The following is a 16,794-nucleotide window of genomic DNA, read 5'->3' as shown; positions in this document are numbered from 1 at the left end:
ACTCCATGATAGCTAATTTGCCAGTAGGTACCCCAGTGCCGCGACGTAGCCATACGAGCCCAGCCCTGCGATAACACCGCGCGCGAGTGGACTGAGGTAAGAGTGTTGGCGGAAAGCCTCGCGTGCATGCACGTTGGAGAGGTGAACCTCGACGAAACCGGCGCCATCGGCTACCTCCGCCAAGGCATCTCGTAGCGCCACCGACGTGTGGGTAAAGCCGCCTGGGTTGATGATCACGGGCCAGCCTTCGTCGGCGGCTCGATGCACTTGCTCGATGAGTTCACCCTCATGGTTGGACTGGAAGAAGACGATCTCTTCCTCCCCCGCCGCGGCGCGCACTTGGCTTTCGATATCCGCTAGGCTTTCGCTGCCGTAAATCTCCGGCTGGCGCTTCCCCAAACGGTTCAGGTTGGGACCGTTGAGAACGAGGATGGTCATGGTGTGCGCTCCTTAAGCTTTAGGGGGTCAGCTGAAACTCTACGAGGCCAGTTGCGTGTAAGCTGCGCGCAACTCCTCTTCTGTTGCGTCTTCGAGGCGGGTTGTTTGCCCAATACCAGTGAGCGCGACGAAGCGGATGCGACCCTCGCGGTTCTTCTTGTCGTGCCGCATGCCGTCGAGCAACTCCTCGAAGTGGCCCTGCTCATAGGTGGTGGGCAGCCCGATCCGGGTGAGGATGTCTCGGTGGGTGGCGACGAGGCTGGCGTCGATAAGCCCCCGAGCGTGGGACAGGTGCGCAATAAACATCATGCCCACCGCCACAGCACGGCCGTGGCGCCACGAGTAATTTTCGCGGCGTTCCACAGCGTGGCCGAAGGTATGGCCGTAATTGAGGGTTTCGCGCAGACCGGACTCCTTCAAGTCCTGGCCCACCACGTGCGCCTTGACGGCAATGGACCGCTCGATGAGTTCAGGAAGCAGGCCTTCCGGTTTGAGGCAAGCGGCGGGGTCCGCTAGATAGTGCTCGATGATGCGTGGATCGTGGATGAAACCAGTCTTGATGATTTCTGCGGAGCCAGCGATGATCTCGTCTTCGGGCAGCGTGCGCAGGTGATCCAGGTCTACGAAGACTGAATCCGGCTCGTGGAACGCCCCAACGAGGTTCTTTCCTGCGGCTGTGTTGATACCTGTCTTCCCGCCCACGGCAGCATCAACCATCGCCAGCAGCGTCGTCGGAGCCTGAATAACCGGGATGCCGCGCATCCACGTTGCCGCAGCAAAACCCGCCAAATCTGTGACGGCACCGCCGCCGAGGCCGATGACTGCATCGCGGCGGCTAAACTCAGCGTCACCGAACACATCCCACAGACGTGCCAATACATCAAGCTGCTTGGCAGCCTCGGCATCGGGAACCTCGACCGGGGTGGCCTCGAGGCCCTGTGCGCTGGCTTGCTCAGCGAGTTTGCGGGCAGCTTGGGACAGCGGCGGCTGGTGGATAATCGCCACCTTCGCCGCACCAATACTGGCGGCGCGCTCAATCATCGCAGCACTGAGCCCACTGCCGATCGTGACCTCGTAGGGGGATGGTCCGTTAACCGGAATGGTGTGCATGGGAGCGGCTCCTTCAGCAGCGCTAGTAGTCGTCTTCATTAGTCGTCGCGGGGGTGGAGTGACAATAAGCCGGTGTCTTAGAGAGTCTCGAGGAAGCTCAAAATATCGCCCACCACCTGCTGCGGGGAGCGCACGCCTGTGCGTACCTTTAAATCCGCAACCTTGGTGTAGAGCGGCCGTCGCTCCTCCAAGAGTTGGGAATAACGCGCGAGGGGATCCGCCGACTCGAGAATCGGGCGGCTGGTACCCCCCATCGTGCGGGTGACGCCTTCTTCGGGTGTGATGTCGAGGTAGACGACGGTCAGGCTATCGAGCAAGTCCCGCGTCGATTCTGTCAGCACGGCACCGCCACCTAGGCTCACCACCCCGGTGGTAGCCAGCGCCTCGCGCACGACCTCGGCTTCCACTTCGCGGAATTCCGGCTCACCCAGCTCGGAGAAAATCTCGCCGCACTTCTTTCCATAGCGCGCCTCAATGAGGCTATCGGTATCAACAACGTCGCAGTTCAGTGCCCGCGACAGGCGGCGACCAATCGTGGTTTTGCCGGCACCGGGAGGTCCTACAAGGACGACGTGTGGGGAGTTCATGCGTCACCCCACTCCAGTCGGCCTGCCACGTAGTCCTGGTAGGCAGCGATGTTGCGCTTGGTTTCGGCGAGGCTATCGCCGCCGAATTTCTCCAGCACCGCACGCGCGACAACGAGCGCCACCATCGCCTCTGCCACGACGCCGGCAGCCGGTACCGCGCAGACGTCGGAACGTTGGTGAATAGCGGTAGCCGCCCCACCTGTGGCCATGTCGACCGTCTTGAGCGCACGCGGGACCGTGGAAATCGGCTTCATCGCCGCGCGCACGCGCAGCGTCTGGCCGTTGGTCATGCCGCCTTCCAGACCACCAGCGCGGTTAGTCTCACGATCCACGCCATTGTCGGTGCGGACCATTTCATCGTGCGCTTCGCTCCCGCGGCGGCGGGCCTCAGCGAAGCCATCGCCGACCTCGACGCCCTTGATCGCCTGAATCCCCATCAAGGCGGCGGCGAGCTGTGCGTCGAGGCGGTCTTCACCCGAGGTGTGCGAGCCCAAGCCAATCGGCAGGCCTTCCACGATCACCTCGACAATGCCGCCCAGAGTGTCTCCCTGCTTTTTCGCGGTTTCGATCTCTGCGATCATGGACTCTTCCGCCGCCTTATCGCAGGCGCGTACCGGTGAAGCGTCGATAGCCTCAAGGTCCGCGAAGCTAGGATGCGGGCCCTCATAAGGTTCTGAGGCACCGATGGAGATGACGTGGGACAGCACCTCGACTCCCAGGGTTTCGCGGAGGAAGTTGCGCGCGACCGTGGCCGCGGCGACGCGAGCAGCGGTCTCGCGTGCAGAGGAGCGCTCCAAAATGGGACGGGCCTCCGCGTGATCAAACTTCACCATGCCGGCGAAATCGGCATGCCCCGGGCGAGGACGAGTGAGCGGGGCGCCGCGGCCGGAAGCCATCGCCTTAGCGGTCTCCGGGTCATCGAGATCGAGCGCGTCCGGGGACATGATGGTGGTCCACTTCGGCCACTCCGTGTTGCCGATCATGATGGCAATTGGGCTGCCCAGAGTCAGTCCGTGGCGAATGCCACTGAGCAAGGTGAGCTCATCGGCCTCGAACTTCATGCGGGCACCGCGGCCATAGCCGAGGCGGCGGCGAGAGAGCTGGAGAGCGATGTCGTCTTGGGAAACGGGAACCCCGGCGGGCATGTGCTCAATGAGTGCAACGAGTGCCTGGCCGTGAGATTCACCTGCGGTAGTCCAACGAAGCATGCGGACTATTATCACACGCTAGGGGTTCTTTCGGGGGCACTGGGCCGCCTATCACGCCGTGTCGGGGTTAAACAGCACGACAAGTGCTGCCGCAATGAGCATGCCGGGCCCGTGCGCGGGTTTCCGATCCTGCGTCATGAACCCCCAGAGCAGCGTGCTCAGCGACGCCCCTACCATCGCGAACGCAACCCCTAGTACTCCCGCCGCGTGGGCGGTCACCATGCCCAGTGGCAACGCCAGCTTAAGATCACCCCCGCCCACGCTTCCGGCGCGGCTCAGCAATGCAACCAGAATATAAAGCCCCGGCCATAGCAGCCCGGCTGGGTCGAACCACCACAGCGACAGCACGGCGGCAGGCAGGGTCAGATAGTTGGGCAGGCGTTTGAAACGCAGGTCATAAACGATTAAGGCGCACCCCCACGCCAGGAAAAGCACATCCCCCATGACTGCGCAGCCTACCGTGCGGGGTGCTGCCGCGCATGCTGTTGATTAAGGCAGCTTGAGCGCAGCGTTGAGAGCAGCCAGCATTTCTGCCCGCGGGGCGGTGTGCCCGGTAAACTGTTCAAACTGCGAATAAGCCTGGTTAGCCAGCATGATGTGCCCGCCGACCGTCGGATAGCCATCAGCAGCCGCATAGACAGTTAAAGGCGTAGGCCATGGATCGTAAATAACGTCGAACACTGGGGCCTTTGCCAACCGGGTCAGATGCTCTTGCACGGCGGCGGAGGGAACAGTGGAGACGATGAGGTCCACCGAGCGCGCTAACCCCGCGAGATCATCACCAAAAGATGCTGAGTGGAGGGAGAGGCCAAGGGCGTCCCCTAGCGGCCGTAGTTCAGCACGACGATCTGAGCGATTGAGCACGGTGACATCGTTAACACCACGCTGGGCTAGCCCCCACAGGACCGGCCGCGCGGTTCCACCAGCGCCGATGAGCAGCGCCGAAGACGGCTGGGAAGAGCCCAGCAGCTCATCGAGTGCGCCCAGCACGCCTTCCGTATCCGTGTTGTCCGCGCGCCACCCCTCCGCGGTGCGCACCAAGGTATTCGCAGAGCCGATGAGCTTGGCGCGCTCGCTCACGATGTCTGCGCAAGCCAAGGCGTCGAACTTCAATGGCATGGTCACCGAGAAACCTCGGTACTCTTCCCCTACCTCGGCGAGGAAGGCAGCCAAGTCGGTCACCTCGAACCTGGTGTAATCCCAGTCCTTCAGATTCAGCGCATCATAGCCGGCCTTATGGAGGACCGGGGATAACGAATGCTCGATGGGGCTGCCTAAAACTGCGGCGCGCGGCATCCTATTACTGCTCCTCTGCTGGTGGCTCGCCGGCGCCTTCGCGCTGGCTGTCCAGGATGCCAGAGCGCACCGCATCATCGACGTTGGCGAGGTGCTCATCATAGTTGTCGGTAAAGACCGTCGTGCCCTTGTCATCAACCGTGACGAAGAAGAGCCAATTGCCCTCTGCCGGGTTCTCCATAGCCTGGATGGCCTCCTCCGACGGCGAGGCGATCGGGGAATCCGGAAGACCATCCTTCGCATAGGTATTCCACGGGGTCTCGCGGTTACGGTCCTCATCGGTGGTGGCCAGCTCGACGTCCTCGAGCCCGTAGTTCACAGTGGAGTCCAACTCCAAGCGCATCGGCTCGTCGAGGCGGTTGAGGATGACGCGCGCAACCTTGTCGAATTCACCGGCCGGCGACTCACGCTCCACCAGGGATGCTGCGGTCAGAAGCTCATAGGGTTTCAGGCCAATGGCCTGGGCGCGGTCGACAATGTTGGTGTCGTTGTACTTCTTCGTCGAACGAGTGATGAGATCGGTCAGGATCTCCTGGGCATCCATGTTCGGGTCAAGCACGTACTGTCCCGGGGCGATAAGCCCCTCAATACGCTTGGGATCCTCGCCGCGGGCACGGACTTCCTCCACGGCCCAGTCCGGCGCACCCAGTTCGGCTGGGTCTACCGTGGCCGCGATCTTCTCTAGTTCCTCGGCGGATACGCAACCACCCTCCTTACAGGAGACCTGCGAGATCAGGGAGTAAATACCAAACCGGACATCGCCCCCCAGTACGTTGACGTCCAGCAACGTCGCTCCGCCGTGCACGTCGAGCAAGTCCACCATGTTGGCGTCATCAAGCAGTGCCTCCACGGCGGATTTGGCACTCATCTCCTCTTGGAGACGGTAAAACCCGGGCTTGATTTGGCTCGCGCGCGGATTGGAATTGGCCGCCGAAGAGAAAGCCTCAGGCGTCTTCACCACATTCTTTTCTGCTAGCTCAGGTGCCAGTTCTCCCATGGATGAGCCTTCCGGGACCTGAACGAGCTGTGTTACACCATTGCCTTGTCCCTCATAGTCCAAGGTATTGCCCCCTCCCAACAGGCGGAAACCGATGTAGCCGAGGCCGCCGATGATGAGGACAAGGCTGGCAATAAGCACGGCCATGCCGCGCTGGCGGCGCTTGACGTACTGGGGTTCCATCGAGCGTCCGATGCGTGAAGGTTTACGGCTCACGTACTTCGTCTCCTAGGTTTGAAGGGCTGTGGCCGTTCAACGCGAAATGGCGCGCATCCAGCCAGGATTGCAAAATTTCCACCGCGGCCGCTTGGTCGATAACCGAACGGCCGCGTCTCTCTGACACGCCAGAGGCTCGCAGTGCAGATGATGCCACCACTGTGGTGAGACGCTCATCCACCATGCGCACAGGCGGAGGTGTGTTTATCGTGTCATCTTTTGCCAAGCGGCGGCGGATACGAAACGCGATTTCTTTGGCATGTTTAACACTTGATGAGCCGTTGCCCTTGAGATCACGCGGCAAACCGACCGCCACCTCGACGACGTCATACTCGTGAATAAGCTCAAGCAGTCGGTCGATGTCACCCTTGTCGCGGTCCTTAAACCCGGTTTCGCGGCGGACGGTCTCGACCGGCATAGCCAGGCGGGCATCCCGATCGGAAACCGCCACGCCGATGCGGACAGTTCCGACGTCGAGACCCAACCGGCGCCCTGGTCCGGGATCGTCTACTCCTGGCTTATCGGGCTCTACGGCCATGGTGTTCCTCCTGGTCCTGAGAGTCAGCTACTTCTGCACACCTACTCGTGCGCATCCATTAGTGGGTTTCGAGCTCATCACGGACGGCGTCGAAGGCAGCTTGCAGGCCTTCGGCGTTTGCGCCGGAGCCTTGAGCCATATCCGGCTTGCCGCCGCCCTTGCCATCAACGTAGCCGGACACCAGCTTAACCAAGTCACCAGCCTTGACACCGCGCTCAATTGCTGCCCTGGTGGCACCCACGATGAATGGCAGCTTGCCGCCCTCATTCTCCGATGCCAAGACGACCACACCAGCGACATCACCGAGGCGGTTCTTAATGTCGGAAGCCAGCGTGCGCAGGTCACCGCCGTTCACACCCTTAGGGAGCTTGACGGCCACGATGGTGAAATCGTTGACGGTCTTCGCCGTAGAGATCATGTCCGCAGTCTGGGACATGAGCTGGGCCTTGTGCAGCTCTGCAATCTGCTTCTCTGCGGCCTTGAGCTTCTCCGTCAGCTGCGCGATGCGCTCCGGCAGGTCCTCGGTCTGGACCTTCAGCTCGCGAGACACACCTTCCACCAGGGCTGCTTCCTTGGAGTAGTAACGGAAGGCATCCAAGCCCGAATAGGCCTCGATGCGGCGCGCACCGGAACCCACGGAGGATTCACCAAGGACAGACACTGGACCGATCTCTGCGGTGTTCTTCACGTGCGTACCGCCGCACAGCTCGATGGAGAAGGGCCCTCCCATCTCCACGACGCGGACCTCGGAACCATAGTTCTCACCGAACAGGGCCATCGCGCCCATCTCCTTGGCCTTGTCCAAGGAAGTCTCGATGGTATTGACCGGGAAGTGCTGGTCTACCGCCTGGTTAGTCACCAAAGCGATCTCATCGAGCTGCTCCTGGGTGAGCTGGTCGGTGTAGTTAAAGTCAAAGCGCAAGTAACCCGGTCGGTTCAAGGAGCCAGCCTGGACAGCGGTCGGCCCCAGCACCTGGCGCAGCGCGGCGTGGATGAGGTGCGTGGCGGAGTGCGCCTGCACGGCACCGTGGCGCCACTGCTGGTCTACCTCGGCTGTTACGCCAGTGCCCAGTTCAAGGCCACCAGCGGTCACCGTAGCTTTGTGGACCCACAGCCTCTTGCCGATCTTCTGCACGTCATTGACCTCAAGGAGGGTTTCACCGGCAATGATCCGGCCTCGGTCGGCGGTCTGGCCACCGGCTTCGGCGTAGAGCGGCGACTGGTCCAGAATTACCTCGACGGTGTCGCCTGCTTGGACTTCAGAGACCTTCTCGCCATCGCGGACGAGGCCGAGTACCTTGGCTTCGGACTCCAAGGTCTCGTAGCCTGTGAACAGAGTCGGATGGTTATCCACCCACTCGCGGTAGAGCGACAAGTCGGCGTGACCATGCTTCTTAGCCTGGTTATCAGCTTTGGCACGGCGGCGCTGCTCGCCCATGGCGGCATCAAAGCCCTCCATGTCCACGCTAAGGCCAGCTTCTTGGGCCATCTCCAATGTCAAGTCGATGGGGAATCCATAGGTATCGTGCAGTTCAAACGCCTTCTCACCGGACAGCACCTTCGGGGTGGCCGCGCGGGAGGTGCTCTTTAGCTCGTCGACAGCTTCGTCGAAAAGCTTGGTGCCCGACTCCAGGGTCTTGAGGAAGGCCTTCTCCTCCGCCACGGCGACGCGCAGGATGCGCTCACGGTTCTCCGCAATCTCCGGGTAGGACGGAGTCATGGTGTCCATGATGGTGTTCATGAAGCGTTCCATGGTCTCACCCTTCGCACCCAGCAGCTTGGCGGAGCGGATGATACGGCGCAGCAGTCGGCGCAGGATATAGCCACGGCCCTCGTTACCGGGGGTAACGCCATCCAGGATGAGCATCATGCCGGTGCGCGAGTGGTCCGCCACCACGCGGAAGCGGATCAAGTCTTCCTTCGGCGCATCGGGCGTGTATTTCGCCCCGGTGAGTTCCTCGGCAACGTCAATGACCGGGCGCAGCAGATCCGTCTCGTAGACGTTGTCCACGCCCTGCAGGATGCAGGCAACGCGCTCGATGCCCATGCCGGTATCGATGTTCTTCTTAGGCAACGGGCCGAGAATCTCAAAGTTGCCCTTGCCGATGCCTTCGCCGCGCTCGTTCTGCATGAAGACCAGGTTCCAGATCTCCATGTAGCGGTTATCGTCCGCGACGGGGCCACCGTCCTGACCATATTCCGGACCACGGTCATAGTAAATCTCAGAGCACGGACCGCACGGGCCAGGAATACCCATGGACCAGTAATTATCCTCCATGCCGAGGCGCTGAATGCGCTCGCGGGGAACACCGATCTTGTTGTGCCAGATATCGGCTGCCTCATCATCATCGAGGTAGACCGTGACCCACAAACGCTCGGGATCTAGCCCCAAGCCGCCATCCTCTACCGAGTTCGTCAACAGGTTCCAGGCGTGGGTGATAGCACCCTCCTTGAAGTACTGGCCAAAGGAGAAGTTGCCTGCCATCTGGAAGAAGGTGTTGTGGCGGGTGGTGATGCCTACTTCCTCGATATCCAAGGTGCGCACGCACTTCTGGATGGAGGTCGCCGTACCGTTAGCAAAAGGCGGGTTCTGCTGGCCCAAGAAGTAGGGCTTGAAGGGAACCATGCCGGCGTTGACGAAGAGCAGGTTCGGGTCATCCAGGATCAGCGACGCGCTGGGGACGGCTTCGTGGCCGGCCTTGACGAAGTGCTGGGTAAAGCGTTCCCGGATCTCATGAGTCTTCACGAGCAAAAGTCCTTCACTGTTGAGAGGTTTCTAGTCAGCGCTCAACTTTACCCGTCCGGTGCTGTGCTTAGCGACGCCGCCCCCGGATGATGTCCCGCAACCTTCCCAGGTACTCGCGCACGCGCTTTTCCGCTCCGTGGTCGGTGGGCTGATAATACTCGGCATCGGCCAGCGTCTCCGGCAGATACTGCTGGGCTAGAACACCGCGTGGATCATCATGCGGGTACTGATAGCCGACGGCGTTACCTAGGCGCTTAGCACCCTCGTAGTGCCCGTCGCGCAAGTGCGGCGGGACGTAACCGCTCTTACCGGCCCGGACATCGGCCTGAGCAGAATTGATGGCATTAATAACGGAATTCGACTTCGGCGCAGTAGCCAGGTGGATCGTGGCCTGAGCCAGCGGGATGCGCGCCTCGGGCAGGCCGATCAGCGCAGCGGCCTCCGCGGCGGCCACGGCGGTGGGTAGCGCGGTGGGGTCGGCCATCCCAATGTCCTCTGAGGCGTGCACGATGAGCCGGCGCGCAATGAAGCGCGGGTCTTCGCCGGCCTCAATCATGCGGGCAAGGTAGTGCAATGCGGCGTCCACGTCGGAGCCGCGGATGGACTTGATGAACGCGGAAACGACGTCATAGTGCTGATCGCCGTCACGGTCATAGCGCACCACGGCGCGGTTGACGTTGTCTTTAAGGATGTCAACGGTCAGCTCGCCGCCATCCGGTACCGCCTCGGCCGCAGCCTCGAGGTAGGTCAGCGTTCGCCGCGCATCTCCCCCGGCGAGCAGCACCAGTTGGTCCAGAGCGTCTTCCGTTGCGGTGATCCGCCCGGCTAAGCCGCGCTCGCTCGTCAGCGCTCGCTCGGCGAGAGTGCGCAGGGAGGCGTCGTCAAGCGGCTCCAAGTGCAGCAGCAGCGAACGCGAGAGCAGAGGCGCCACCACGGAGAAGGAGGGGTTCTCGGTGGTAGCTGCCACGAGTAGCACCGTCCGGTTTTCCACCGCAGCCAGCAATGCGTCCTGCTGGGTTTTGGAAAAGCGGTGCACCTCATCGATAAAGAGCACTGTGCGGCGGCCCTCAATCAGCTCGCGGCGAGCATGCGTGATGACTTCCCGTACCTGCTTGACGCCGGAGTCGAGGGCGGACAGGCCGATGAAGTTATCCCCCAGAGAGGACGCGATCAGCGAAGCCAGGGTCGTCTTTCCGGTGCCTGGCGGGCCGTACAGGATGACGGAGGCCTCGCCGGAGCCCTCGACGAGGCGCCGCAGCGGAGTCCCGGGTTCCAGAAGGTGCTTTTGGCCCACTACTTCGTCGAGGCTTTGCGGCCGCATGCGCGCGGCCAGCGGTGACCCCGAATGAGTCGCAAAAATATCGGGGCCACCCGGCAGGCTTGGCGCTGATTGGTCGTCGCCGAAGAGTGACTCCTGCCCCATCAGGACTCCCGGAGACGGGAGGCCACAGCGCGACCGAAAGCGGCAACAGTCGAGCACCCATCGTGCTTACACTGCGCGGCAAAACGTGAGAGCGCTTCGAAAGTTTCATAAAGGTCGCGCCGAATCAAGAGCTCATCCTCGCTGAACGGGCCGTGATCGGAGCGGCGCAGCAGCGAGCGACGCGGGTCACGATAAATCTCGGCGTTACCCTCCGCCAGTGCTACTACCCCTTCAATCCCACCGGCATACATGGTGGTCACGCTCGACAAAGCCCAACCAATGAGACAAGCGACTATCAGCTCATGCAGTGTTTTCTCATCCGCCAGCTGCGGCCACACGTCGACGACCCGGCGCTGCCAGGCTTGGATGAAGACGTCCGCCTCAGAATCCGTAATCGGGCGGCTGAAGAGGAACTGTGGGAAGCCGGCGACAACGCAGGCTACATCAAAGCCCACGTTGCGAAAACCGGCCCACTCATAATCCAGGAAGGTCAGTGTTGTCCCCACGATGATGTTGTCTGGGGACAGATCGAAGGGCGTAAAAGCGCGGTTGCGGCCAGAACTAAAGCTCTGCATGGCGGTGCGGGCTAGTTCGCGGACGTGCTCTGGTGGCTCCAGTCCTGCTTCGCTGAGGATGTCCGCACCGATCAGGATGGAGCTTTTCAGAGACTCATCCCGCAGGGCTTGGTGCTCGGCGTATTCGGGATGCCGGCGCAACTGCCGGTTCAGCAGAGCCTCGTAATCCTCTTCGCGCCCAGCCGTGCCCGCGTGCATTTTGCCCAGCGCGCCGCCCAGGGACCTGAGCAGCTCTCCGCGTTCTTCGTCATTGCTGCGGGCAAGAGTGTCCGCCAGGGTGTCGCCATCGCCGGCGTCAGACAGCACCAAGATGCGCTTCTCGACGTCGTGTGCGAGCAGTACTGGGCCTGGGCGAACCTCTTCGGACAACGCTGTGGTGAACTGATAGGCCACCACCTCACGCAGAAGGGCGGCGTCATCAATGGTGTGCCCGGTGACTGGGTTGTACTTGATGACCACCGAACGATGCGGGAAAAAGGCACTCGGTGACGTGCGGGCACGAAGCACCACGGCGTTGCCCGAACCAGTGAGTTGCTCGACGTCACTAAGCTCAGGCTCCCCGCCAAAGCGGCGCGAGAGCATCTGTGAGGCTTCCGCCACCACGGCATCCGCCACAGATTTTTTCTTGGACTCGTGTCCCATCGGATTCACTTGCTTGCCTGCTTCCACATATCGAAGGCCCAACTACATCACCGAGTTGAGCGACCTAGGACTCCTTCCCTGCCTTGTCGCCCTGAGCGGCCTTGGCTGCCTTCTCCGGCTTGAAATCCACGCCGGTCTCCTTGCGCTGCTCGGCAGGAATGGTGCCCGGAGCATCGGTCAATGGATCCACGCCGCCACCGGACTTCGGGAAGGCGATGACGTCACGAATGGAGTCGAAACCGCCCAGCAGGGAGACAATGCGGTCCCAACCGAACGCGATACCACCGTGCGGCGGGGCACCAAACTGGAAAGCGTCGAGCAGGAAGCCGAACTTTTCCTGTGCTTCTTCCTCACCGATGCCCATAACGTCGAAGACACGCTTCTGCACGTCTTGGTCGTGGATACGGATAGATCCGCCGCCGATCTCGTTGCCGTTGCAGACGATGTCGTAGGCGTAGGCCAGCGCCTCACCCGGGTTCTCGTCGAAGTTGTCCAGATACTCCGGCTTCGGCGAAGTGAAGGCGTGGTGTACCGCAGTCCACTTGGAGTGGCCCAGAGCCACGTCGCCGGAGGCGGTGGCATCAGCGGCAGGCTCGAACAGTGGTGCGTCCACAACCCAGGTGAAGGCCCAGTCGCCGTCCTTGATGAGATCCAGCTTCTTTGCAATCTCGCCGCGTGCTGCACCCAGAAGAGCGCGAGAAGACTTGGTGTCACCAGCCGCGAAGAAGATGGCGTCACCCGGCTTGGCGCCGACGTGCTCAGCAATGCCCTCGCGCTCGGCATCAGTAATGTTCTTGGCCACTGGGCCGCCCAAGGTGCCGTCCTCAGCGATGGTGATGTAAGCCAGGCCCTTCGCACCGCGCTGCTTTGCCCATTCCTGCCACGCATCGAACTGACGGCGCGGCTGGGAAGCTCCGCCTTCCATGACGACGGCGCCAACGTACTCGTTCTGGAACACGCGGAAAGTGGTGTCCTTGAAGAACTCGGTGCATTCCACGATCTTGATGTCGAAGCGCAGGTCCGGCTTATCGGAACCGTAGTACTTCATAGCGTCTGCGTAGGTCATGCGCGGAATCGGTGTCTTGATCTCGTAGCCGATGAGCTTCCACAGGGCGGAGATGATTTCTTCCGCGAGAGCGATCACATCGTCCTGATCAACGAAGGACATCTCGACGTCGAGCTGTGTGAACTCCGGCTGACGGTCCGCGCGGAAGTCCTCATCGCGGTAGCAGCGAGCGATTTGGTAGTAACGCTCCATGCCGGCCACCATGAGCAGCTGCTTAAACAGCTGCGGCGACTGCGGGAGTGCGTACCAGCTGCCCGGCTTGAGGCGGGCGGGCACGAGGAAGTCACGAGCGCCCTCCGGGGTGGAACGGGTCAGGGTCGGGGTTTCGATTTCAGTGAAATCATGGCTATCCAGGACCTGGCGAGCGGCGCGGTTAGCTGCCGAGCGCAGGCGCAGAGCCTCGTGCTGGCGCTCCCGACGCAGATCGAGGTAGCGGTACTTCAGACGAGTCTCTTCGCCGACCTCACCGGAGGAAGAAGGATCATCGATCTGGAATGGCAGCGCTGCAGACTTGTTGAGCACTTCCAGATCCGTAACGTTGACCTCAATCTCACCGGAGGCCAGGTTCGCGTTAGCGGAACCCTCTGGACGGGGCTCCACCACGCCGGTGACCTTAACGCAGTACTCGGAGCGCAGATCGTGGGCGCGCTCAGCCACCTCGGATTCACGGAAAACCACCTGGGCAACGCCGGAGCGATCACGCAGGTCAATGAAGATAACACCGCCGTGGTCGCGACGGCGCGCCACCCAACCCGTCAGGGTGACGGTCTCCCCCGCCATCTCTTTGCGCAGTTCGCCTGCCAAATGTGTACGCAGCACTCTCGATCAATCCCTTCTCATCGTTGACGCTCGCACCCACACACGCCACGCGTAGACAGCACGCGCCGAGGGATGCAAGAACTTGAACGGCCCAAGTCTACCGCCCGCACCAGACTTGCTCAGCGCTGGGGTAAACACCGAGCGCCGCCGAACGTCGAGCACTGGTACCCCCGCTTGACGCAGCTCCCCTCATCACACGCACATCACCGCCCGCATATGGCAAAATCTGGACCATGACTTTCAAATCTGGCGCCAACTTTGATGGCAAGCGAGCAAGCTCCGGCGGCGGGGGCCGCGGCGGCATGATCGCTACCGGCGGCGGCATTGGCTCCCTCCTCCTCATTGGCCTCTATCTCTTGCTTGGCGGCGATCTTGGTGACATCACCGAAAGCAGCCCTCAGCCCGACCAAACCCAGGTCGGCCCAGAGGAAAGCGGAGAGGATGCCTTCGCACACTGCCAAACTGCCGAGGACGGCAATAAGTACGACGACTGCCGCGTCATGTTCGCCGCCCAGTCCGTCGACAAGGTCTGGGCCCAGCAGCTGCCGGATCAGGCAGGCATCGAGTACGTCGAACCCGGCCGCGTCATCTTTAACAACACCACTATGTCCGGCTGTGGCCAAGCCTCCGGCGCCACCGGGCCGTTCTACTGCCCGGCCGATGAGTCCGCCTATTTCGACACCGCGTTCTTCGATCAGCTCCGCAACTTCGGTGGGGATAATGCACCTCTGGCACAGATGTATATCGTCGCCCACGAATTTGGCCACCACATTCAGAAGCTAGAGGGCACACTCAGCTTGTCCAATTACAACGAACCCGGCGAGGACTCCAACGCAGTGAAGATTGAGCTGCAAGCGGATTGCTATGCCGGACTGTGGGCACACTACGCCGACAAGGGTGAGGATGCTTTGCTCGAAACGATCACCGAACAGCAGGTCACCGACGCCGTCAACACTGCCCGCGCCGTGGGCGACGACAACATCCAGCGCCGCTCTGGCGGCGAGGTACGCCCCGATACCTGGACACACGGCTCCTCTGAGGACCGAGCACAATCCTTCCTCGCCGGATATAACAGCGGAAAGATGGAGCAGTGCGACACTTTGGGTCGAGGCGTATATAAGTCTTAATACCGAGCGTCAAAAATGTTGGTGTGTCCACCGAAAGGCCACACCACCCCCAAATGTGCCACAAAATGTGCAGATTAAATTCAAATACATGAGGCGTTTACCTGCCGGCAATCTTGATGCTTTACCCTGATCAAGTTCCCGCCGGTTCGTGGTGGGATCCGCTCTGTCTTTAAAAACATAAAAGAACTGTGCGTGATGTCATCACCTGCACCGCAGCAGGTACGTTAATCCCCATCATTATTGACGCTTTTACCTTGCCCGCGGCAGCCCGCGCTTCCTCATCACGCAGCGTTCTCTTCATGAAAGGAACGACGTTTTGAGCACCGCCACGCCGACGATGCCTGATCTCGAAACGATGAATGGTAAGAACAAGGACTGGATTTGGCACTTGTTCTTCGGCGCCATCACCGCTGTTACTCTTGTCCTCTTCATCATTTGGGGCAACGGAGAGGTTGCTGAGGGCGCTAACAAGATCGTCCTTGTTACCGCGATCATCTTCGCCGTATTCATGGCCTTCAACATTGGTGGCAATGACGTCGCCAACTCTTTCGGTACCTCCGTGGGTGCGGGAACCCTCTCTATGAAGCAGGCCCTCGCTGTTGCGGCGGTTTTTGAGGTATCCGGCGCGATCCTCGCCGGCGGCGAGGTTACCGACACCGTCCGCTCCGGCATTGTGGACCTCGACGCCATTGACGGGCTCGACCCCATGGAGTTCGTCTACATCATGATGGCGTCGCTGCTCGGCGCTGCCATCTGGCTGCTCGTCGCTACCCGCATGGGCTGGCCGGTTTCTACGACCCACTCCATCGTCGGCGGTATCGTCGGCGCCGCGCTGACCGTCGGCTTCGTCACCGGCAAGGGCGGAATGGACATGGTGCAGTGGGGCGGCATTGGCACCATTGCTTTCTCCTGGGTACTTTCACCAGTTCTTGGCGGTGTTGCCGCTTACCTGCTGTTTAGGTGGATTAAGGCTTCCATCCTCGTCTACAACGACGCCGCAGACGAGCGTCTGCGCGACATCAAGGTTCGCCGCGCTGAGCTGCGCAAGGAGCACAAGACCCGCTTCGAGCGCATGAACGAGCTGCAGCAGATTTCCTACACCAACGCCATGGCCCGTGATGCCGCCCTCACCGCGGAAGATGATTACGATCCAGAGGCGCTCGAGTCCGACTACTACCGAGATTTGCACAACCTCAACAAGGATCTCGAGGACGTCAACGCGCACCGCGCACTAGAGAACTGGGTCCCGCTGCTGGCAGCATTGGGCGCTGTTATCATCTCCGCGATGATGCTCTTCAAGGGCCTCAAGAACACCGGCGTTGACTTCTCCACACTTGAGAACCTCCTTGTCATGGGCATGGTAGGTGCCGTGGTCTGGATGGCCGTCTTCATCTTCGCCCGCTCTCTGAAGAAGAAGTCCCTGTCCCGCTCCACCTTCCTCCTCTTCTCTTGGATGCAGGTCTTCACCGCCTCCGCCTTCGCGTTCTCGCACGGCTCGAACGACATCGCCAACGCCATCGGCCCCTTCGCCGCCGTCTTCGATGTCCTGCAGACCAACCGGATTTCTGACGAAGTCACCGTCCCGCTGCCGGTCATGGTGGCTATGGGCATTGCCCTCGTTTCTGGCCTGTGGTTCATCGGCCGCTTCGTTATCCAGACCGTCGGTTCCGGCCTGACCCAGATGCACCCCTCCTCCGGTTTCGCCGCTGAGCTGGCTGCCGCTGCCGTTGTCATGGCAGCCTCCCTCCTAGGCCTCCCGGTTTCCTCGACGCACATCCTCATCGGTGCTGTCCTTGGCGTCGGCATCGTCAACCGCGCTGCTAACTGGAACCTGATGAAGCCCATCGCCCTCGCATGGGTCATCACTCTCCCAGCCGCCGCTGCCATCGCAGCTGTGACGGTCTCCATCCTGCGCGTCGTGTTCTAGTCTCAACACAACACGCGCACAGGGCATCGTACCCAGTCGCCGCGAGTCTCCTGCCGCCTCGGGATACTCGCGGCTTCTT

General features: G+C 61.4%; 14 protein-coding genes. 2 read left to right on the top strand and 12 right to left on the bottom strand.

Translation table 11 applies throughout. The annotated features are described in order from the left end of the window. Positions 1-12: 12 nt before the first annotated feature. The 12 genes from aroQ to aspS form a co-directional block, all read right to left on the bottom strand. Positions 13-438 carry a type II 3-dehydroquinate dehydratase gene (gene aroQ, locus HMPREF3056_RS02170; protein WP_070516954.1) on the bottom strand — a complete coding sequence of 142 codons (426 nt, stop codon included), beginning with the start codon at positions 436-438 and terminating at the stop codon, positions 13-15. A gap of 39 nt (positions 439-477) precedes the next feature. After that, positions 478-1,548, bottom strand: coding sequence for a 3-dehydroquinate synthase (gene aroB / locus HMPREF3056_RS02165; RefSeq protein WP_049154583.1), 1,071 nt, complete (start codon positions 1,546-1,548; stop codon positions 478-480). Between the two features lie 77 nt (positions 1,549-1,625). Further along, positions 1,626-2,135 carry a shikimate kinase gene (locus HMPREF3056_RS02160; RefSeq protein ID WP_070516947.1) on the bottom strand — a complete coding sequence of 170 codons (510 nt, stop codon included), beginning with the start codon at positions 2,133-2,135 and terminating at the stop codon, positions 1,626-1,628. After that, positions 2,132-3,343, bottom strand: a complete 1,212-nt coding sequence (gene aroC / locus HMPREF3056_RS02155; RefSeq protein ID WP_070516945.1) for a chorismate synthase — start codon at positions 3,341-3,343, stop codon at positions 2,132-2,134. The genes HMPREF3056_RS02160 and aroC overlap by 4 nt, the downstream gene beginning before the upstream one ends. Before the next feature lie 51 nt (positions 3,344-3,394). Beyond that, the gene (locus tag HMPREF3056_RS02150; RefSeq protein WP_070516942.1) at positions 3,395-3,787 is read right to left on the bottom strand and encodes a prepilin peptidase; all 393 of its coding nucleotides are present in this window, start codon (positions 3,785-3,787) and stop codon (positions 3,395-3,397) included. A 45-nt stretch (positions 3,788-3,832) separates the two neighbouring features. Further along, positions 3,833-4,639, bottom strand: coding sequence for a shikimate dehydrogenase (locus HMPREF3056_RS02145; RefSeq protein ID WP_070516939.1), 807 nt, complete (start codon positions 4,637-4,639; stop codon positions 3,833-3,835). A gap of 4 nt (positions 4,640-4,643) precedes the next feature. After that, positions 4,644-5,819 (bottom strand): endolytic transglycosylase MltG, encoded by a 1,176-nt coding sequence (gene mltG / locus HMPREF3056_RS02140; protein ID WP_070513327.1) that lies wholly within the window; start codon positions 5,817-5,819, stop codon positions 4,644-4,646. Between the two features lie 22 nt (positions 5,820-5,841). Continuing rightward, positions 5,842-6,390 carry a Holliday junction resolvase RuvX gene (gene ruvX / locus HMPREF3056_RS02135; RefSeq protein ID WP_070516938.1) on the bottom strand — a complete coding sequence of 183 codons (549 nt, stop codon included), beginning with the start codon at positions 6,388-6,390 and terminating at the stop codon, positions 5,842-5,844. A 58-nt stretch (positions 6,391-6,448) separates the two neighbouring features. After that, a complete protein-coding gene (gene alaS / locus HMPREF3056_RS02130) occupies positions 6,449-9,136 on the bottom strand; it encodes an alanine--tRNA ligase (RefSeq protein ID WP_070516936.1) in 2,688 nt (895 codons plus the stop codon). A gap of 67 nt (positions 9,137-9,203) precedes the next feature. Then, positions 9,204-10,559, bottom strand: a complete 1,356-nt coding sequence (locus tag HMPREF3056_RS02125; protein ID WP_049154576.1) for a replication-associated recombination protein A — start codon at positions 10,557-10,559, stop codon at positions 9,204-9,206. Continuing rightward, on the bottom strand, positions 10,559-11,776 hold the full coding sequence (locus HMPREF3056_RS02120; RefSeq protein WP_070516934.1) for a phosphotransferase family protein: 1,218 nt from the start codon (positions 11,774-11,776) through the stop codon (positions 10,559-10,561). Before HMPREF3056_RS02120 ends, HMPREF3056_RS02125 begins: the two co-directional genes overlap by 1 nt. A 64-nt stretch (positions 11,777-11,840) precedes the next feature. Next, positions 11,841-13,661, bottom strand: a complete 1,821-nt coding sequence (gene aspS / locus HMPREF3056_RS02115; RefSeq protein WP_049154574.1) for an aspartate--tRNA ligase — start codon at positions 13,659-13,661, stop codon at positions 11,841-11,843. Positions 13,662-13,894: 233 nt separating this feature from the next. Between aspS and HMPREF3056_RS02110 the strand changes: the two genes are divergently transcribed. Beyond that, on the top strand, positions 13,895-14,788 hold the full coding sequence (locus HMPREF3056_RS02110) for a KPN_02809 family neutral zinc metallopeptidase (RefSeq protein WP_049154573.1): 894 nt from the start codon (positions 13,895-13,897) through the stop codon (positions 14,786-14,788). Positions 14,789-15,125: 337 nt separating this feature from the next. After that, the gene (locus HMPREF3056_RS02105) at positions 15,126-16,715 is read left to right on the top strand and encodes an inorganic phosphate transporter (protein WP_198525934.1); all 1,590 of its coding nucleotides are present in this window, start codon (positions 15,126-15,128) and stop codon (positions 16,713-16,715) included. Positions 16,716-16,794 lie beyond the last annotated feature (79 nt).

Origin of the sequence: Corynebacterium sp. HMSC056F09 (assembly GCF_001815785.1) — a bacterium.
GTDB classification, from domain to species: Bacteria; Actinomycetota; Actinomycetes; order Mycobacteriales; family Mycobacteriaceae; genus Corynebacterium; species Corynebacterium hiratae.
This window is presented reverse-complemented; position numbering and strand designations above follow the sequence as displayed.

Bases quoted from the DNA above. Each gene is read 5' to 3' on its own strand.
- aroQ (WP_070516954.1), bottom strand. From the start codon at position 438: ATGACCATCCTCGTTCTCAACGGTCCCAACCTGAACCGTTTGGGGAAG.
- aroB (WP_049154583.1), bottom strand. From the start codon at position 1,548: ATGCACACCATTCCGGTTAACGGACCATCCCCCTACGAGGTCACGATC.
- HMPREF3056_RS02160 (WP_070516947.1), bottom strand. From the start codon at position 2,135: ATGAACTCCCCACACGTCGTCCTTGTAGGACCTCCCGGTGCCGGCAAA.
- aroC (WP_070516945.1), bottom strand. From the start codon at position 3,343: ATGCTTCGTTGGACTACCGCAGGTGAATCTCACGGCCAGGCACTCGTT.
- HMPREF3056_RS02150 (WP_070516942.1), bottom strand. From the start codon at position 3,787: ATGGGGGATGTGCTTTTCCTGGCGTGGGGGTGCGCCTTAATCGTTTAT.
- HMPREF3056_RS02145 (WP_070516939.1), bottom strand. From the start codon at position 4,639: ATGCCGCGCGCCGCAGTTTTAGGCAGCCCCATCGAGCATTCGTTATCC.
- mltG (WP_070513327.1), bottom strand. From the start codon at position 5,819: ATGGAACCCCAGTACGTCAAGCGCCGCCAGCGCGGCATGGCCGTGCTT.
- ruvX (WP_070516938.1), bottom strand. From the start codon at position 6,390: ATGGCCGTAGAGCCCGATAAGCCAGGAGTAGACGATCCCGGACCAGGG.
- HMPREF3056_RS02125 (WP_049154576.1), bottom strand. From the start codon at position 10,559: ATGGGGCAGGAGTCACTCTTCGGCGACGACCAATCAGCGCCAAGCCTG.
- HMPREF3056_RS02120 (WP_070516934.1), bottom strand. From the start codon at position 11,776: ATGGGACACGAGTCCAAGAAAAAATCTGTGGCGGATGCCGTGGTGGCG.
- HMPREF3056_RS02110 (WP_049154573.1), top strand. From the start codon at position 13,895: ATGACTTTCAAATCTGGCGCCAACTTTGATGGCAAGCGAGCAAGCTCC.
- HMPREF3056_RS02105 (WP_198525934.1), top strand. From the start codon at position 15,126: ATGCCTGATCTCGAAACGATGAATGGTAAGAACAAGGACTGGATTTGG.